This is a genomic window from Variovorax sp. 38R, from assembly GCF_014843395.1.
In the GTDB taxonomy this organism is placed as follows: Bacteria; Pseudomonadota; Gammaproteobacteria; order Burkholderiales; family Burkholderiaceae_C; genus Variovorax; species Variovorax paradoxus_H.
Map to the genome: position 1 here is coordinate 1,989,697 of NZ_CP062121.1, position 16,151 is coordinate 2,005,847.

Consider the following 16,151-nt stretch of genomic DNA (forward strand, 5'->3'; position numbering starts at 1 on the left):
GGTCGCAGCCTCTCAGATCAGGCCCGTGTGAACGGCGAAGTTCACCGCCTGGGCGCGCGAATGCACATGCAGCTTCTTGTAGATGCTCTTGATGTGCACGTTGACTGTCTGGCCGGTGATGCCGAGCTTGGCGCCGATCTCCGCGGAGACGTAGCCCGAGGCCACGCAACGCAGGACCTCGCTCTCGCGCGGTGTCAGCGTCATGTCGCGCGACGGCGGTCTCGGCGGCGGTGACGCCGGGTCGGCGGCCGGTGCGCGGGGGTGGTAGTCCAGGCGATGCAGCAGGCGCCGCGTGAGTCGAGGCGTGATCGCGGCGCCGCCGTTCACCACGTGCAGCACGGCATCGGCGAAGCTTTGCAACCAGGCGTTCTTCAGGAGGTACCCCATCGCGCCCAGTTCGAAGGCGCGCAGCACGTGGGCATCGTCCTCGAGCGAAGAGATCACGATGACCTCGCTGCTGCGGTGCAGACGGCGTGCCTCGGTGATCAGCTCGAAGCCCATCTCGTCACCCAGCTGCAATTCGAGCATCAGCACATCGAACGTGTGCGTGGCCAGCAGCCTGCGCCCCTCGCGAACGCTGTCAGCCTGGCCCTCGAGTTGGATGCGCAGGTCCGACAACAGCTCCTGGGCGATCACCCGGCGCATGTACTCGTCGTCGTCGATGAGCAGCACGCGCACCGGCGATTTTTCCTGGCCGATCAGGAAGTCCGGCCACAGCCTCGCGGCGGGCGCGCAGATGCCGGCGGAGGCCTTTTCGCCCGAGCTGATGAGCCTGTGGTCAAGCATGTTCTTTCCCCGGTTGGCGTGAGTGACGCAGGCCGGTCGTTTCGGGCGCGGGCGGGCAGACGAAAAGGTCGTCCGGCGAGGGCTCCGGGGCCACTCCCCCAATCGGCGGCGAGGCAGTGTGGGGTTTCATACATTTTTCAAAAGAAAATGAGAGGCAAATGCCGAACTGGATGTTTTTCTTTGAGTTTTAATTGAAATTCAATTCGGACCGAGGCTCACGCAATCCTATGAAGTTGGCACAGAGGTTGCGCGGGTCTTTTGCTCCTGTTTGTGGAAAGACATGAGTGTTTCAAAATGGAACTACCTGAACCATGACGTTCGATATACCCAATTGCCCTGTTTTCGAGGGTGAGGAAAAAAATCGACGCATTATCAGCCATGCGAGCAATTCCGGCCTGAAGGCGGAATGTTTGAATTTATCATGGGGAATTTTGAAGAAAATGAAATTAATCAAATACCGAATGCGCGGCAAGTGGAATATTTTCACATTCGAAAAATTGAAGATATTCGAAAAACCATTTGAAATAATGGAAATTATTTGATTTTAGTCAAGAAATCCAACTTCTTAACTTGATATTGCTGGCTGAATTAATTAATTTGCATCCATTTTCCCGGCGGGCTTTTTTGGTTTTGATTCTTCAATTCAATTGGGATCAATTTGTTTCTGAAATTACACGAGATGCGGTGCCGGGTCTTTTCCCCTCTGCCACACCGGTGCGCTCCCGCACGCCACCGGATCGCCGTAATTGGAGATTGGAAAAACGGGGAATTGGTTGATCCCGAAGGGGCAAGCCGGCGTTGGTCGGCCCGCAGTGAGTACCCCCAGGGCGCGGGCTTGGCGCGTGTCAGTGCGCCATCGCGTCGAGGCGGTGCTTGACGGCGTAGATGTACAGCTCGAGCCGGTTCGTCACGCCGAGCTTCTGGTAGATCGATGTGAGATGGTTGCGCAGCGTGTGTTCGGTGACGAAGGTCTGCCCGGCCAGGGTCTTGTTGGAGGCGCCGCTGCCGTGCACCACGGTGCGGACGATGTCGCGTTCCTTCTGGGTCAGGCTGGCCTGCTTTGCAGACTCGGGGTCAGCTTTCGGCGGCTTTTTCACCGAGGTGAGTTCCGAGAGAACCCGGCCCATGGTCTGGGCGTCGACGCAGAGCTCGCCGTGGTGCACGCGCTCGATCGCATCGAGCACCTGCTCAGCCGAGGCGTCCTTGCGCATCACGCCGCGCGCGCCGCGCAGCACCGCGAGGTCCAGGGTGCGCTGCTCGCGTTCGCCGGTCAGCACGACGACGCGCGACACCTCGTTCGACAGCAGCTGCGGCAGGATGTTGAGCGCGCATTGGCCGTCCAGGTCGAGGTCGAGTACGATGACGTCGGGGACCAGGCTCTGCGTGTGCGCCACAGCTTCTTCGCAGCAACTGGCAGTGCCGACGACTTTCATGCGCGGCTGTTCGCCGTCGATGAGCCGGGACAGTCCCCACAGCATGGTCTGGTGATCGTCCACCAGCAGGACGCCGATGGGATGGGCTTCGGTTTGCATGAGGAGCTCCTCGGGGTGTCGTCGTGCTTTTTTCTCAGATGGGGATTTCGATCAGCACCTCGGTGCCGCCGCCCCTGCACCGGCTGACCTGCGCGCGGCCTCCGAGCGCCGCGGCGCGGTCGCTGAGGGAGCGGGGCCGGAAATCCGCGAAGTTCTCGTCTTCGCCGCCTTCGTTCTCGATGCGCAGGTGCAAGCAGCCGTTCCGGCAGCCGATGCGCACGCTGCCGTGCCGCGCCTGCGTGTGCTTGCAGATGTTGTTGAGGCCTTCGCCCACCATCTGCAGGACCTCCGCGGTCATCCGGTCGTCAAGGCGCATCTGGCCTTCGACGTTCACCGAAATCTCGATGCCGTAGATGCCCTGGATGCGGGCGGCCTGGCGGTACAGCTGGGGCAGCACGAGCCCGCACGAACTCTCTGCGCCGTCCTTGACCGTGCCCGCAAAGCGCCGCAGGTCGGCGATCACGCCGTTCGCCACCTCGGCGAGCTTGTCGAGGTCTTCGAGCAGAGGGTTGTCTGCGGCGGCCTTCTTGCGCAGGGCGCACAAGCCCATGCGCAGCCCGATGTAGGGCTGCACGGCCGTGTCGTGCAGGTCCAGCGAGATCTTCAGGCGCTCGGTCGCGGCCGCTTCGGAGGCCATGCGGTCGAGCACCTCGATGGTCTCGATGACCGGGAAGATCTGTTCCATGAGGTGCGCGAGAAACAGCGCATCGGACTTGCTGAAGTGGCCGTTGCGCGACGAGATGAACACGCGCCCCTCGCCCAGGCGCAATGGCAGCGCGGCGCTGATGAACGCGCGGGCCTCGAGCATGGCGGCCACCGCGGCACTGCGCCTGGCGCCGTCGCGGCCCTCGGGGCGCCAGCCGGTCGTGCCGGGGCCGTGCATGTGGCTGCGTGCAAAAAGCAGATTCAAAGGCCAAGGCAGGCGGTTGCTCAGCACGGTGTGCGGATGCTCCAGCGCCATCAGCGGCGACTCGGCGATGCCTCCGAGTGTCTCGACACCGACGTGCTCGCACGTGTCGTCCTTGCGCAGCGTGCGCAGGGTCCAGTTGCCGGTGGCGGTGTCGCGCATCATGAGGATGCAATGGCTGGCCCTGAAGAAGGCCAGCGTCTTTTCCATCGTGCGGGCGATGGTGCGGCCCGCGCCGAAGCGCGGGTTCGACAGCTGGCTGATGTCGCCCAGGAGGGCCAGGCGCCGCTGCAGGATGAGCTTGGAGCCGCCCCAGTGCACGATCATGTGCCCCAGTGCCAGCAGGAAGGTCGTGCGCATCAGCAGCTGCGGGGCGTCGTCACCCGTGCTCGTGCCGAGCCCGCAGGCGGCGAACGACGCGACCGAGACGACCGTGACGCGGGCGCCTTCCTCGAAGCCCCAGCGGAACGAGGAGGTCAGGATGGCGAAGAAGTAGAACAGGAAGAACAGGCTGTGCACGCCGCCCGACACGAAGACGATCAGCGTGAACCACATCACGTCGGACCAGTGGACGGCCTTGCCCTGCACATGACGCCAGCCCCCCTGCGTGCAGGCGTGCACCAGCACGCTATGCAGGAGGTACCCGCAAAAGGCCAGCCAGACCGCGCTCGCCACCGGTTGCCGGGCCGGACCCGCATCGACCGCCATGGCCAGCACGGCCGAAATCGACAGCACGAGCCGCATCCGGGCGGCCATGAGGGCATCCGTCGACAGGCTGCTGTCGAGGCTTGGGGCAGAGACGGGGGCGCGCATGAAATGGCTTCCTTCGCATGGACCGATTCATGCGCCGCAGGGCCCGAAACTCAGCTGTAACAGCGTGGCGTTCATTTCTTCTGGCGAATGACGTGGTGTATGTGAAGGTTTCACATTACTGCTTTGGTTTTCGAAAGGAACCTTGTGAGTGATCTGTGACGTCTGTTGCGCCTGGTTGCAGTTGCGTCGCCGACAGGCTTTTTTCATCGCTGCACGAGGAGCGCTCGCCTCGGCCAAGGGCTGCTGCAGGGCAAACGGGTACCCGTTTCATGGAGGTGTGGGGGAGGGGATGCGAGGGGGCGATGGGCGTGTGCGCCGGACGCAGAAATCCATCAGCGCGCCAGGTCTGGCACGCCGAGCGACCCGGGCTCGGATTCAGGTTCGCCGTGGCACCAGTGCCGTCCGTCCCAGGGGCGTGACCCGCAAGACGGTGGCTTGGCGCAGCTTCTGCCGTGCGCGGCAGATGGGGGGGAGGGTGGCCTCCACCATGCCGGCCGCTTCAAGGACCGCCACGGAGTTGATCTCCGACGGGTCCTCGGTGTGGAGGGGAAAGGTCGAGTTGCCGATCCTGCGCAGGTAATCGAGCGGCATGACGCTCCATTGGGGGCGCTCTTCATGAACCGAAGTGCCGCCGCCGCAGAGCGCGGCGGCCTCCGCATGCCCCTCGTCCGTGATGGCGAAGACCTGGGCGCTTTCGTACCGCTGGTAACCGAAGTTGTCGACATGGAACTCGGCTTCGATGAGTCCGGTCGCGACCAGCACCGATGCATGCCGGATGTCTGCTTCCGCAGTGAGCATGACCGGAAAACGCTTGTTCAGAAGCCGAAGAAGAAGGACGAGCGGCATGCGGTGCTCCTCGGAGTGTCAGCAGCGCCGGCTGGCCCGGCAGCGAACAGGCATCCGATGCGCAGCCCCGCAAGGGGTGGCATCCGTCAGGCGTGGGCCTGCGATGCCAAGGGGGAGCAACGGTCGCACTGAACTCGCTGGGACAGACACGGAAGCCACCAATGTAAAAAATGTGATTTTTTCACTTTAGTCCCTTTTTCGTACTTTCGCCACGGATTTGGAGACAGATGGCCGAAGGTGTTATCTGGCCCGCGTGCGCGCAGACCCGCCGCGGTGCGGCGATGTCGAACTGAATGGGAACGTCCCGGCTTCGCCTGCCGCCGGGAGGGGCGGGCGATGCGACCGGATAGCGGCAGGGCGCTGCGCTGCGACCTCAGGTCAAGGGGTGGTGAATGTCACCCGTTGGGCGATCAGAACGCCGTCGAGCACCCGGTCTCCCACGACGGTCACGCGCTGGCCGTTGGCCAGGTTCGCGGCGGTGCCGTTCTCGAACACGGTACCCGGTCCGCTGGCGTCCACCGGCTGGCCCTGGACCCGGAAGTAGGCGGGCGACTGGTAGCTGCCGATGGCACCAATGAGCGTGAACGATGCCGGCCCGCCCGTGCCCGGCACATGGCGGATGCGCAGCTTCTTGACGACCAGCACCCCGCCGGACATGAAGCCGTCGACCTCGACCTTCACGCCGTTGCCGAGCGAACCGACGGGGCCGCCCGTGATCTGTGCGTTGGTGGCGTCCACCGGCGTGCCCAGCACCTCGAAGGCGCCGCGCGAGGCGAAATCGGTGATGACCCCCGCGAGCTGCAGTGCGATGCCGTTGCTCACAGGGATCGCGTACCACCCCTCCACCTTGGTCGCCGTGAACGCGCTGCCGAGCGGTGCGGCGGTGCCACGGGCGCGCACGATGACGCCGTTGGCCAGCGACGAGGCGTCGATGCCCGCGAAGCTGGCGCCGCCATAGCTGACCGTCAGCTGGCCGAGCATGAAGGTCCGGTTCGTCGCATCGAGGTTCTGGATGGCGCCCGTGACCAGCGGGGCGGTCAGCGTGGGGGCAGTCTGCACGCGGGTGGCGCGCAGCGTGCCCGGCGCACCGGGCAGGCCCCACACCTGAATGAGGCTGCCATCGACCACGCTGGCGAGCCCGTTCGCGTCGGCCCAGACCGTGGCCGCATCGATGCTCACGCTGATGCCCATCACGACAAAGCTGCCGGTTCCCACATCGATGCGCGAGACGGCCCCGCGCAGTTCGGCGGCCGACACGACCTGCGTCGCAATGCCGCGCGTGAAGTCGGGGTCGACCTTGCCGGCGACCCGTGCGCTCATGCCGATCTGGAGTGCGGTGGCGTCCTCGATGGTGATCGTGGCCGTGTCTGTGTCGTAGCGCAGGCCGTTCAGGATGATGCTGCCCAAGCCGTCCGCCGCGCCGATGCCAGCCGCGTCCGCAGTGACGCCGGTGCCGCCCGAGCCGACACCGGAGCCGTCGGTGTTGCCGTTGCTGGCGGTGTCGCCAGAGCCGCCTGTGCCCGTGCCCGTACCGGACCCGGTTGAATCCCCGCCTGAGCCCGTGCCCGTGCCGCTCGGGCCGTCACCGATCGCGGTGCCCGTACCCAGGCCCAGGTTCGATGCCGAGCCACCACCGCCGCCTCCGCAGGACATCAACAGGGCCATGAGGCCGGCCGATAGCAAGCCGAGCATGAGCCGGCGAGGTGTCTTCATCGTGCTCATGATGTGCGCTCACTTTCAGAGGACGTGGGCGGGGGCGGTGTGCCCTCGTCTTCGTAGTACGTGTAGATGCCGACCCGGATTCGCCCTTTGGCACGGGCTGACGCGCGGTCGACCGCCTGCGCCATTTCCTGCGCGAGCTCGTGGTGCAGGGCGGACCAGCGTTCGCGCACCAGGCGATGGATCTGTTCGCAATCGTGCAGCGACAGCCCGCGCGCGTACACCGCGCGCTCGAGCATGCGGGGCTGCTCGCCCAGCGTGTTGGACACGGCCGCCAGCAGGTGGTCCCGTCCGTTGTCGCCCAGAAAAGCCAGCATGGATTGCAGGTCTTCCACGGGCACGAAACCATCGGTGGTGAGTTCGGCCACGCCTTCGTTTTCGGTCACCATGTTCAACCGGATCAGTTCATCGAGGATGGTGCGGTGGTGAACGTTGCCGCGGCTGCTCAGGCGCGCGACCGCCTCGAAGGACGCTGCCGTGTGGCCCGCCGTGACGGGCAGGCGCCGGAACGAAGCGTCTTCGGTCAGCATCTGCAGCCACAGCGTGAACGTCTTGGCCGCGGCCGACAGCTCGGTGTGTGGCAGGGGATCGACGGTGGCGCGGACCTTGGCGGTCACCGCCTTGCGGTTCAGGCCCGTGGTGACCGACAGTTGGCTCAGATTGGGCTTGGGAACGCCCTGCGTACGCCAGGAGTGCTGCGCTTCCTCGATCAGCAGGTCGCGCAGCAACTCCTCCAGGTGGGGATGCTTGACCCCCATCGCGAGGGCGAGCCTGACCACGGGTCTGAGGATGCGTGAGCAGGCCGCGAGGGCCCAGTCCAGCCGTTGTTCCATGACGCGACGTGTAGTCCTGAAAGTGCAATGCCGACAGGATCGGAGGCGGCGCCTCCGACCACCATCAACGCCGCATTGTCCTGCGCACTGCGCTGGAGTGAAAGCTTTGGACCACGGTTTGTCGGCCAGTGGGCCAAAGTTTCATTGTTCAGGCACTGGGCGGCCGTCCGGCCGGTGATGCGGGTGCCGATCGGCTGATCGACTGGCCAGGCTGTCTATGTCGATGCCGGCAGCGAGCGTGTCGATGCGCGGGCCTGAGCGTCAGGCCGCTTCGAGCCCGGTCGGAAAGTGCACGCCCGCGCGCTGCGCGGCCTGCACGATGTGCTGCGTCATCGCCTGCTGCGCCAGCGCCGGGTTGCCTTGCGCGAGCGCTTCGATGATCGCCATGTGCTCGTCGTAGGTGGCATGGCGCGCGCCGCGCTTGTAGAAGGGCAGGCGCTGGCTCTCCTGCATCACTTCGGCGCTGTTGCGCAGGATCTCGGCGATGGCCTGGTTGCCCGCGATGCCGATGATCTGCATGTGGAAGTCGAAGTCGAGCTGCGTGGCCTGCGTGAAATCGCCGGCGTCGATGCACGTGCGCATCGCCTGTGCATTGGCGCGCAGCGCGGCCAGGTCGTCCGCCTCGATGACCAGGCAGGCCAGCCGCGCGGTGAAGTTCTCGACCGCGAAGCGCAGCTGGTAGACGTCCTGCAGCGAATGCGAGGTGGCGAACTTCCAGGCCGGGGAGGCCGCGGGTGCCGCCTGTCCGCCGTCTTCGGCCACGTACATGCCCTTGCCGGGACGCGGAATGACGAGGCCCGTGCCCTGCAGCGTCGACAGCGCCTCGCGCAGCGAGGTGCGGCTGATGCCGAGCTGCTCGGCCAGGTCGCGCTGTGAAGGCAGCAGCCCGCCGGCCACGTAGGTGCCGTCCGCAATCCGCTGCTGGATGAGGCGGGCGGCAGTGGCGGCAACGGCGGGGGAGGCGAGCATGGGCGGTTTTCGGTTCGGAGTGCGGCAGTGGCGGGAGCTGGAAATCTTACTGTGGCCGCACCCCGGGCCTTCCCTACTTGTTGACCAGCTTCGCCGGCACCGTGTAGGTGAGGAAAGCGCCGAACAGCAGCACGCCGGCCAGCACGAACAGGGCGATGTCGGTGCTCTTCGTGGCGTCCTTGATCAGGCCGATCATGTAGGGGCTCACGAAGCCCGCCAGGTTGGCAAACGAGTTGATGAGCGCAATGCCGGCTGCTGCGCCCGCGCTCGACAGGATGGCCGTCGGCAGGCTCCAGAACAGCGGCGACGTCGCCAGGCTGCCGCCTGCGGCCAGGGCCAGTGCGGCCAGCGACAGGTACACGTTGTTGCTGAAGATCGCGCTCAGCGTGAGGCCCAGCGCGCCGCAGCAGAAAGGCACGATCAGGTGCCAGCGGCGTTCGCGCATGCGGTCGGAGCTGCGGCTCACCAGCAGCATCGAGACGATGGCCACGGCAAACGGAATGGCCGTGAGCAGGCCGATGTTGAACGCGCCCGACACGCCCGACTGGCGCACCAGCGTGGGCAGCCAGAAGGTCAGGCCGTACTGGCCCATCACCGTGCAGAAGCAGATCAGCGCCATCTTCACGATGCGGCGGTCGGCGAACAGCGCGCGCAGCGTCATGTGGCTGGTGCCGCCCTTGGTGGCGTTCTCGGCGGCGATGTTGCGTGCGAGCACGGCCTTTTCTTCGGCCGTGAGCCAGCGTGCGCCCTGGATGCTGTTGTCGAGGTACACGATGACCAGCAGGCCGATCACCAGCGACGGCAGCGCCTCGACGAGGAACAGCCACTGCCAGCCGCGCAGCCCGCCCATGCCGTGCATGGCCTCCATGATCAGGCCCGACAGCGGCCCGCCCAGCACGCCCGACACCGGAATCGCGCACATGAACACCGCCACCATCTTGGCGCGGCGGTGCGAGGGAAACCAGTAGGTGAGGTACAGGATCATCCCCGGGTAGAAGCCGGCCTCGGCCGCCCCGAGCAGGAAGCGCAGCACGTAGAACTGCGTGGGCGTGGTCACGAACATCATCGCGGCCGAGATCAGGCTCCACGTGATCATGATGCGCGAGATGGTGGCCTTGGCGCCGATGCGGTGCATCAGCAGGTTGCTCGGCACTTCGAAGAAGAAGTAGCCGATGAAGAACAGCCCCGCGCCCAGCCCGTACATCGTTTCGCTGAACTGCAGGTCGCTGAGCATGTTCAGCTTGGCGAAGCCGACGTTCACGCGGTCCAGGTAGGCGGCCACGTAGCAAAGCATCAGGAACGGCATGAGCCGCCATGCCACTTTCTTGTAGAGCGCGTTCTCCGCTGCAGCAGAGGTGGTGGCCGGCTGCAGCGGCGCATGAAGGGTGGTGGTTGACATGGCGGTCCTCGAAGGCGTCGATGGGGTGGATTAACTGGTATTACCGGTATGATTTAACGCGACCGAGACCTTAAGGCCTCACGCGCCATTGGGCACTAGCGATTTCCCTGACGCCAGGCGATTGACTGCTCGGATGCATCGCAAGGATACTGGTAGTACCAGTTGGACCAAATGCCGAGGAGTTTCCGTTGACGATTGCCAGCCCCACTTTCCTGCCCCCCGCGCCGGGCACGCCCGCGTCGCTCGCGCTCGTTGCGCAGCCGCTGACGCGCGAGGCCTTCGCCGCGTTCGGCGACGTCATCGAGAGCGCGCACAGCCGGTCGATGTCGATCAACGCGGGCATGACCACGCGCTTTCATGACTTGGCGCGCGTGGACCCGGGCCCCGGCGACAGCCGCGTGTTGGTGAACATCTTCGAGACGCAGCCCTATGCGATGCCGTTGCAGGTCGGCATGCTGGAGCGCCACCCGCTGGGCAGCCAGGCCTTCGTGCCGATGGACGGCAGCCGCTTTCTCGTGGTGGTGGCACCGGCGGGCGAGGCGGTGCGCGTGGAAGACATCCGCGCCTTCGTCACCGACGGGAAGCAGGGCGTGAACTACGCGCGCGGCGTCTGGCACCACCCGCTGGTGGTCACGCAGCAGCCGGCGAGCTTCGTGGTGATCGACCGCGGCGGGGTGGGGCCGAACTGCGACGAGATCTTTGTGCCGCCGGGGTGTGAGGTGCGCGTCAGTCTTGCGGACTGAGCGCGCTCAATAGCGCTCAATATTGCAGCTGGGGTACCAGTCGGTGCCGCGTCCGTCGGGCGTGAGGTCGAGCACCGACCACAGCGAGGCAATGTCGGGCGCATCGCGCGGGTCCTGCCCCGGGTCGGCCATCTCGCGGCTCATCTCACTGGCCCAGAACAGCCGCACCTTCTCGCCGTCGCGCTTGAACACGACCAGCGCCGGGTACTCGCTGCCGTCCGCGAGCAGCACGCCCAAATCCTTGGCGTAGTCGTCGCCGACCGTCTGCACGAAGTTCAAGTCGTGCCAGCCGCGCTCCTGCGCGAAGGCGTACTGCCGCTCCACCGGCGAGCGCCCGAGGATCTTCAGCGCCACGCGCTGCTTGATGTCGGCCGCGTTGCCGTTCACCGCGCCAAGCCAGTTGGTGCACATCGGGCACGGGCGCTCGCGCTGCGGCCCGTACATCCAGAAGTACGTGACCAGCGTGTCCTTGTCGCCGAAGAGATCGGCCAGGCCGACCTCGAAGGCCTGCTCATCCTTGAAGCGGTAGTCTTTCTGGATGACAGGCCCCGGCGGCAGCGCGCGGCGCTGCTCGCCCAGCCGTGTCATGTGCCGGCGAAATTCGATTTCTTCCGCCAGCAGCGCCTGCCGGGCGGCCGCGTACGCCGCCGAGGCACCGGGAAAAGAGGTCTTGCCCTGGGCCGCAAGCAGGGCGGCCGGAATGCGTGAATCTTGCATGGGTGGCTCCTTGTGCATCCTTGTGCCTGAAGGTTGTGCCTGAAAGCCGCATGCTCTGGCGTTTGTGCCGCGAGCATCCACAGCGCACATCGCGAAGGCAATGAACGACGACAGCAGCTGCGGGCTTGCCTCGGACGATGTCATCTCCGCCTGACGGAATGCCCGGGCACCGCGTCGCTGACTTGCGGCCGTTGGCGAACGAGGCCTACACCGTCAAGTCCATCTCGGTGAAACCTTCGGGCCATGGGTGAACGCCATGCGCAATCCAACGACATTCATGTGTATCGGAAGCCTCGCCATCGCGGTGCTCTTTGCCGCGCCGGTTGCGGCGCAGCCGACCGACAAGGCGCCCGCGCCGCAAGCGCAGCCCGACCCCGAGTTCATCGTGAAGCCGCCCGCCCATGGCAATCCGCGGCTGCTGAAGCCGGCCCCGCCCGACCGGGACCCCGGTCTGGTGAAGAAGCCGCCGACCGATGCCAAAGACGCGAAGGACACCAAGGACGCGAAGCCGGACGAGGGCAAGGCGCCTTCGCGCCAGGACGACTGCCGGGGCACCGCCGAAGACTGCAAGCAGAACTCCCCGCGCTGACGACCCCGGCGCGCTTTCATCGAAACGCTTCGACGACACGACACGACACGACAGGAAGGACACGCCTCGCCATGAAATTCAAGGTTCTCAACGCCGGCCCGGAACGCACCATCGCGCTGGTGTTCGACACGGGCGACGAGGTCGTTCCGCTGCTTGAAGAGTTCGCGAAGGCGCAGAGCCTGTCGGCCAGCCGCTTCAGCGCGATCGGCGCGCTGCGCGGGGCGGTGCTGGGTTACTTCGATTGGGAGCGCAAAGAGTACGAGCGCATTCCCGTCGGGGAGCAGGTCGAGGTGCTGTCCCTCAACGGCGACGTCGCGCTCGACGGCGACCAGCCCGCGGTGCATGCGCATGTCGTGCTGGGCCGGCGCGATGGCAGCACGATCGGCGGCCATCTGCTGCAGGCCACCGTGCAGCCGACGCTCGAGGTGCTATTGATTGAGTCGCCCGGTTACCTGCGCAAGACCTGCGACCGCGAGAGCGGCCTGGCGCTCATCGACATCGACGCCTGATCTGCGGGACCGGGCGTCAGCGCTGCGTGGTGCAGCGGCTTACTGGCACTGGAACAGCACGCCCGATTCGGCGGGCGCCTTGCCGAGCCACTTGGGCTCCTGGCTCTTGGCGCTGCAGTAGTCCGAGGCCTGGGTGTAGGTCATGGCACGCAGCACACCGTCGCGGAAGGGAACGATCTGGTTGGGCGGCGACGAGCAGCCGGCAATGACCAAAGCCAGGGGAAACAGAGTGATGCGCCAGTTCATCGGGCCATTCTAAGGAGGTCGCGCAAGCGCACGAGTCCGTGGTCAGGGGAGGGCGGGTCGACCTGCGCCGGCTTCTTTTTGCGAGGGCACGGGGCTATAGTCTGCGAGCACTGCCGCAGCCCCTTCCGATCCCCAAAGGACGTTCGTGCCGGACTCTCTGACTTCCACGCTCACCAGTTACTACGATGCGGTGCCCTACGACTCGCACCCGTTTCCCCAGTCGGCCGTGGAGCACCTGGAAGCCCTGGCTTTCCTGTTCGGCCTCGATGCGCCGCCGCCCCAGACCGCGCGCGTGCTGGAGCTGGGCTGCGCCGCCGGCGGCAACCTGATTCCGTTCGCGGTGCGCCACCCCGAGGCGCGCGCGGTCGGGGTCGACCTGTCGCGCGTGCAGGTGGCCCAGGGCGCCGCGGCGCTCGACCAGGCGGGGCTGTCGAACATCGAGCTCAAGACCTTCAACATCGCCGACATCGACGCCTCGTTCGGCGAGTTCGACTACATCGTCTGCCACGGCGTCTACAGCTGGGTGCCGGGGCCGGTGCAGGACGCCATCCTGCGCGTGTGCGCCGAGAACCTGGCGCCCAACGGCGTGGTGTACGTGAGCTACAACGTGTACCCGGGCTGGAAGGCGCGCGAGATCGTGCGCGACGCGATGATTTTGCGCGGCGGCCCGCGCGACTCGCCCGAAGAAAAGCTCTCGTACGTGCGCGGCATGCTCGAGTTTCTCGAGCAGTCGGCCCGGGCCGACAGCGTGCTCAAGAAGACGCTCGAAGAGACGATGCCGATCGTGCGCAACGCCGGCAACTACTACCTGCTGCACGAGTTCCTCGAGCCCTGCAACGAGCCCTGCTATTTCAAGGAGTTCGTCGCCCGTGCCGAGGCACGCGGGCTGGCCTACCTGTGCGATGCCGAGCCCTCGACCATGTTCGTGCAGAACTACGGCGAGAAGGTGCGCGACCCGCTGCTGCGCGAATGCGGCGGCAGCCAGGTGATGATGGAGCAGTACCTCGACTTTCTCGTCAACCGCACCTTCCGCCAGACGCTGCTGGTGAAGCAGGGCAACGCCGCGAACATCCGCTACCGGCTCGAGGTGCCCCGCCTGCGCGCGCTGGAATTCGCCGGCCTCTTCCGCGTGGACGGCGGTGATGCGCTCACCATGGACACGCGCGAGCAGCCCTGCACCGCGCTGCGCGACCTGAAGGTCACGTTGCGGCTGCCGGCGCACAAGGCGGTGGCGCAGGCGCTCGATGCGAGCTATCCGTGTTCGATGTCGACCGAAGCGCTGCTGGCCGCCGTGGTGACCCTCACCGGCGAGCCGCGCGAAGCGGTCGAGTCCATCGTGCTCGCCATGCTCGAAGAGCTGCTGATTCTTGGCGCGCTGCGCATCCGGCGCACGCCGGTGCCGGCGGCGTCTGCCGTGTCCGCGCTGCCGCAGGTGCTGGCGCCCGTGCGCCGCGCGTTGGCCGGCGTGCCCGCGTCGCAAACGTCGGCCGTGGTCTGCAACCAGTGGCACGAGCCGGTGTCGCTCTCGGTGCTCGAGCGCAGCCTGCTGCCGCTGCTCGACGGGGCGCACACGCACGAGACGCTGGCCGCTTTCCTGCTCGACGAGGTGCGCGCCGAACGCCTGCGCTTCCTCAAGGACGAGCAGCCGCTGACCGACCCGTCGGCGCTCCACGCTTTTTCGCAGGAGCAGGTCGCGCAGGCGCTGCAGAGTCTGCGGCGCAAGGCGCTGCTCACGGCCTGAAGGCCCGCACCATTCACCCCTCCCTCATTCTTCATCCAACGCACAGAGGAGACTTTTCCATGCAGCATTTCAAGTGGACCCCCACACTGCGCGCCGCCGTCGCGGCCGCGCTCACCTTGGCGGCGGCCGGCGGCTCGCAGGCCGCGTCGCAGGCGCCGGTCGCGGCCGAGCACGGCATGGTCGTGAGCGCGCAGCACCTGGCCAGCAAGGTCGGCGTCGATGTGCTCAAGCGCGGCGGCAACGCGGTCGATGCGGCCGTGGCCGTGGGCTACGCGCTGGCGGTGGTGTACCCGGCCGCCGGCAACCTCGGCGGCGGCGGCTTCATGACCGTGCAGCTGGCCGACGGCCGCAAGACTTTTCTCGACTTCCGCGAAAAGGCCCCGCTGGCTGCCACGGCCAACATGTACCTCGACAAGGACGGCAACGTCGTCAAGGGCCTGAGCACCAACGGCCACCTCGCCGTCGGCGTGCCGGGCTCGGTGTCGGGCATGGAATACGCGCGCGAGAAGTACGGCACGATGAAGCGCGCCGACCTCATCGCCCCGTCGGTCCAGCTGGCCGACAAGGGCTTCGCGCTGGAGCAGGGCGACATCGACATGCTGCTCACCGCCACCAACGACTTCAAGAAAGACCCGGTCTCCGGCGCCATCTTCCTGAACAAGGGCGAGCCCTTCGCGGTCGGCCAGAAGCTGGTGCAGAAAGACCTGGCCAAGACGCTGAAGGAAATCAGTGCCAAGGGCACCGACGGCTTCTACAAGGGCTGGGTCGGCAAGGCCATCGTGGCGTCGAGCCAGGCCGGCAAGGGCATCATCACGCAGGCCGACCTCGACCAGTACAAGACGCGCGAACTTGCGCCGGTCGAGTGCGACTACCGCGGCTACCGCGTGGTGTCGGCACCGCCGCCGAGCTCGGGCGGCGTGATCATCTGCGAGATGCTCAACATTCTCGAGGGCTACCCGCTGAAGGACCTGGGCTACCGCTCGGCCGAGTCGGTGCACTACCAGATCGAAGCCATGCGCCATTCCTACGTGGACCGCAACAGCTACCTCGGCGACCCCGACTTCGTGAAGAACCCGCTCGACCGCCTGCTCGACAAGGGCTACGCCGCAAAGATCCGCGCCGCCATCGACCCCAAGAAGGCCGGCGTGTCGAAGGACATCAAGCCCGGCGTGGCGCCGCATGAGGGCAGCAACACCACCCACTACTCGATCACCGACAAGTGGGGCAATGCCGTCTCGGTCACCTACACGCTGAACGACTGGTTCGGCGCCAAGGTCACGGCCGACAAGACGGGCGTGCTGCTGAACAACGAGATGGACGACTTCACCTCCAAGATCGGCGTGCCCAACATGTACGGCCTGGTGCAGGGCGAGGCCAATGCCATCGCCCCCGGCAAGCGTCCGCTGAGCTCGATGAGCCCGACCATCGTGTCGAAGGACGGCAAGCCGGTGTTCGTGGTCGGCACGCCCGGTGGCAGCCGCATCATCACGGCCGTGCTGCACACCATCCTGAACGTGGTCGACTACGGCATGAACGTGCAGGAGGCGGTGGATGCGCCGCGCTTCCACCAGCAGTGGCTGCCCGACGTGACCAACGTCGAGACCTTCGCGATCAGCCCCGACACGCGCAAGATCCTGACCGACATGGGCCACAACCTGGGCGTGCCGCAGCCGGCCAACCACCTGGCGGCGATCATCGTCGGCGCGCCCTCGCTGGGCGGCAAGCCGGTGGGCGCGAATCGCTTCTACGGCGCCAACGATCCGCGCCGCAACACGGGCTTGGCCGCCGGGTACTGAACCTGC

15 protein-coding genes are annotated in these 16,151 nt (G+C 66.2%); 5 read left to right on the plus strand and 10 right to left on the minus strand.

Going from position 1 to position 16,151, the window contains the following annotated elements; translation table 11 throughout:
- Positions 1-12: 12 nt before the first annotated feature.
- The 8 genes from IG196_RS08865 to IG196_RS08900 all read right to left on the minus strand — a co-directional run bounded on the left by IG196_RS08865 (position 13) and on the right by IG196_RS08900 (position 9,804).
- Positions 13-786, minus strand: coding sequence for a response regulator transcription factor (locus IG196_RS08865; protein ID WP_192195847.1), 774 nt, complete (start codon positions 784-786; stop codon positions 13-15).
- 845 nt (positions 787-1,631) lie between these two features.
- The gene (locus IG196_RS08870) at positions 1,632-2,318 is read right to left on the minus strand and encodes a response regulator (protein ID WP_192195848.1); all 687 of its coding nucleotides are present in this window, start codon (positions 2,316-2,318) and stop codon (positions 1,632-1,634) included.
- Positions 2,319-2,352: 34 nt separating this feature from the next.
- Positions 2,353-4,038 carry a sensor histidine kinase gene (locus tag IG196_RS08875; RefSeq protein ID WP_192195849.1) on the minus strand — a complete coding sequence of 562 codons (1,686 nt, stop codon included), beginning with the start codon at positions 4,036-4,038 and terminating at the stop codon, positions 2,353-2,355.
- A gap of 375 nt (positions 4,039-4,413) precedes the next feature.
- Positions 4,414-4,884, minus strand: a complete 471-nt coding sequence (locus IG196_RS08880; RefSeq protein ID WP_192195850.1) for a hypothetical protein — start codon at positions 4,882-4,884, stop codon at positions 4,414-4,416.
- 378 nt (positions 4,885-5,262) lie between these two features.
- Positions 5,263-6,606: a DUF5666 domain-containing protein gene (locus IG196_RS08885; protein ID WP_192195851.1), complete on the minus strand. Its 1,344-nt coding sequence runs from the start codon at positions 6,604-6,606 to the stop codon at positions 5,263-5,265.
- On the minus strand, positions 6,603-7,436 hold the full coding sequence (locus tag IG196_RS08890) for a DUF6502 family protein (RefSeq protein WP_192195852.1): 834 nt from the start codon (positions 7,434-7,436) through the stop codon (positions 6,603-6,605). Before IG196_RS08890 ends, IG196_RS08885 begins: the two co-directional genes overlap by 4 nt.
- A 261-nt stretch (positions 7,437-7,697) precedes the next feature.
- Positions 7,698-8,405, minus strand: coding sequence for a FadR/GntR family transcriptional regulator (locus tag IG196_RS08895; protein WP_192195853.1), 708 nt, complete (start codon positions 8,403-8,405; stop codon positions 7,698-7,700).
- Between the two features lie 73 nt (positions 8,406-8,478).
- A complete protein-coding gene (locus IG196_RS08900) occupies positions 8,479-9,804 on the minus strand; it encodes an MFS transporter (RefSeq protein ID WP_192195854.1) in 1,326 nt (441 codons plus the stop codon).
- A 188-nt stretch (positions 9,805-9,992) separates the two neighbouring features.
- Here IG196_RS08900 and IG196_RS08905 point away from each other — a divergent pair, with 188 nt between their 5' ends.
- The gene (locus IG196_RS08905; RefSeq protein WP_225616986.1) at positions 9,993-10,547 is read left to right on the plus strand and encodes an ureidoglycolate lyase; all 555 of its coding nucleotides are present in this window, start codon (positions 9,993-9,995) and stop codon (positions 10,545-10,547) included.
- A 6-nt stretch (positions 10,548-10,553) separates the two neighbouring features.
- On the opposite strand, the gene IG196_RS08910 is transcribed toward IG196_RS08905, so the two are convergent.
- Complete coding sequence (locus IG196_RS08910) at positions 10,554-11,264, minus strand: DUF899 family protein (RefSeq protein ID WP_192195855.1); 711 nt, start codon at positions 11,262-11,264, stop codon at positions 10,554-10,556.
- A gap of 277 nt (positions 11,265-11,541) precedes the next feature.
- Between IG196_RS08910 and IG196_RS08915 the strand changes: the two genes are divergently transcribed.
- Together IG196_RS08915 and IG196_RS08920 are read left to right on the plus strand one after the other, a co-directional pair.
- Positions 11,542-11,853 (plus strand): hypothetical protein, encoded by a 312-nt coding sequence (locus IG196_RS08915; protein WP_101491988.1) that lies wholly within the window; start codon positions 11,542-11,544, stop codon positions 11,851-11,853.
- Between the two features lie 71 nt (positions 11,854-11,924).
- The gene (locus IG196_RS08920; protein ID WP_192195856.1) at positions 11,925-12,362 is read left to right on the plus strand and encodes a PPC domain-containing DNA-binding protein; all 438 of its coding nucleotides are present in this window, start codon (positions 11,925-11,927) and stop codon (positions 12,360-12,362) included.
- Positions 12,363-12,401: 39 nt separating this feature from the next.
- Here the strand turns inward: IG196_RS08920 and IG196_RS08925 are convergent, their stop codons facing one another.
- Complete coding sequence (locus tag IG196_RS08925) at positions 12,402-12,608, minus strand: hypothetical protein (protein WP_192195857.1); 207 nt, start codon at positions 12,606-12,608, stop codon at positions 12,402-12,404.
- 145 nt (positions 12,609-12,753) lie between these two features.
- Here IG196_RS08925 and IG196_RS08930 point away from each other — a divergent pair, with 145 nt between their 5' ends.
- Together IG196_RS08930 and ggt are read left to right on the plus strand one after the other, a co-directional pair.
- Positions 12,754-14,349, plus strand: coding sequence for a class I SAM-dependent methyltransferase (locus IG196_RS08930; RefSeq protein WP_192195858.1), 1,596 nt, complete (start codon positions 12,754-12,756; stop codon positions 14,347-14,349).
- A 59-nt stretch (positions 14,350-14,408) separates the two neighbouring features.
- Positions 14,409-16,145 carry a gamma-glutamyltransferase gene (ggt, locus tag IG196_RS08935; RefSeq protein WP_192195859.1) on the plus strand — a complete coding sequence of 579 codons (1,737 nt, stop codon included), beginning with the start codon at positions 14,409-14,411 and terminating at the stop codon, positions 16,143-16,145.
- Positions 16,146-16,151: the final 6 nt, after the last annotated feature.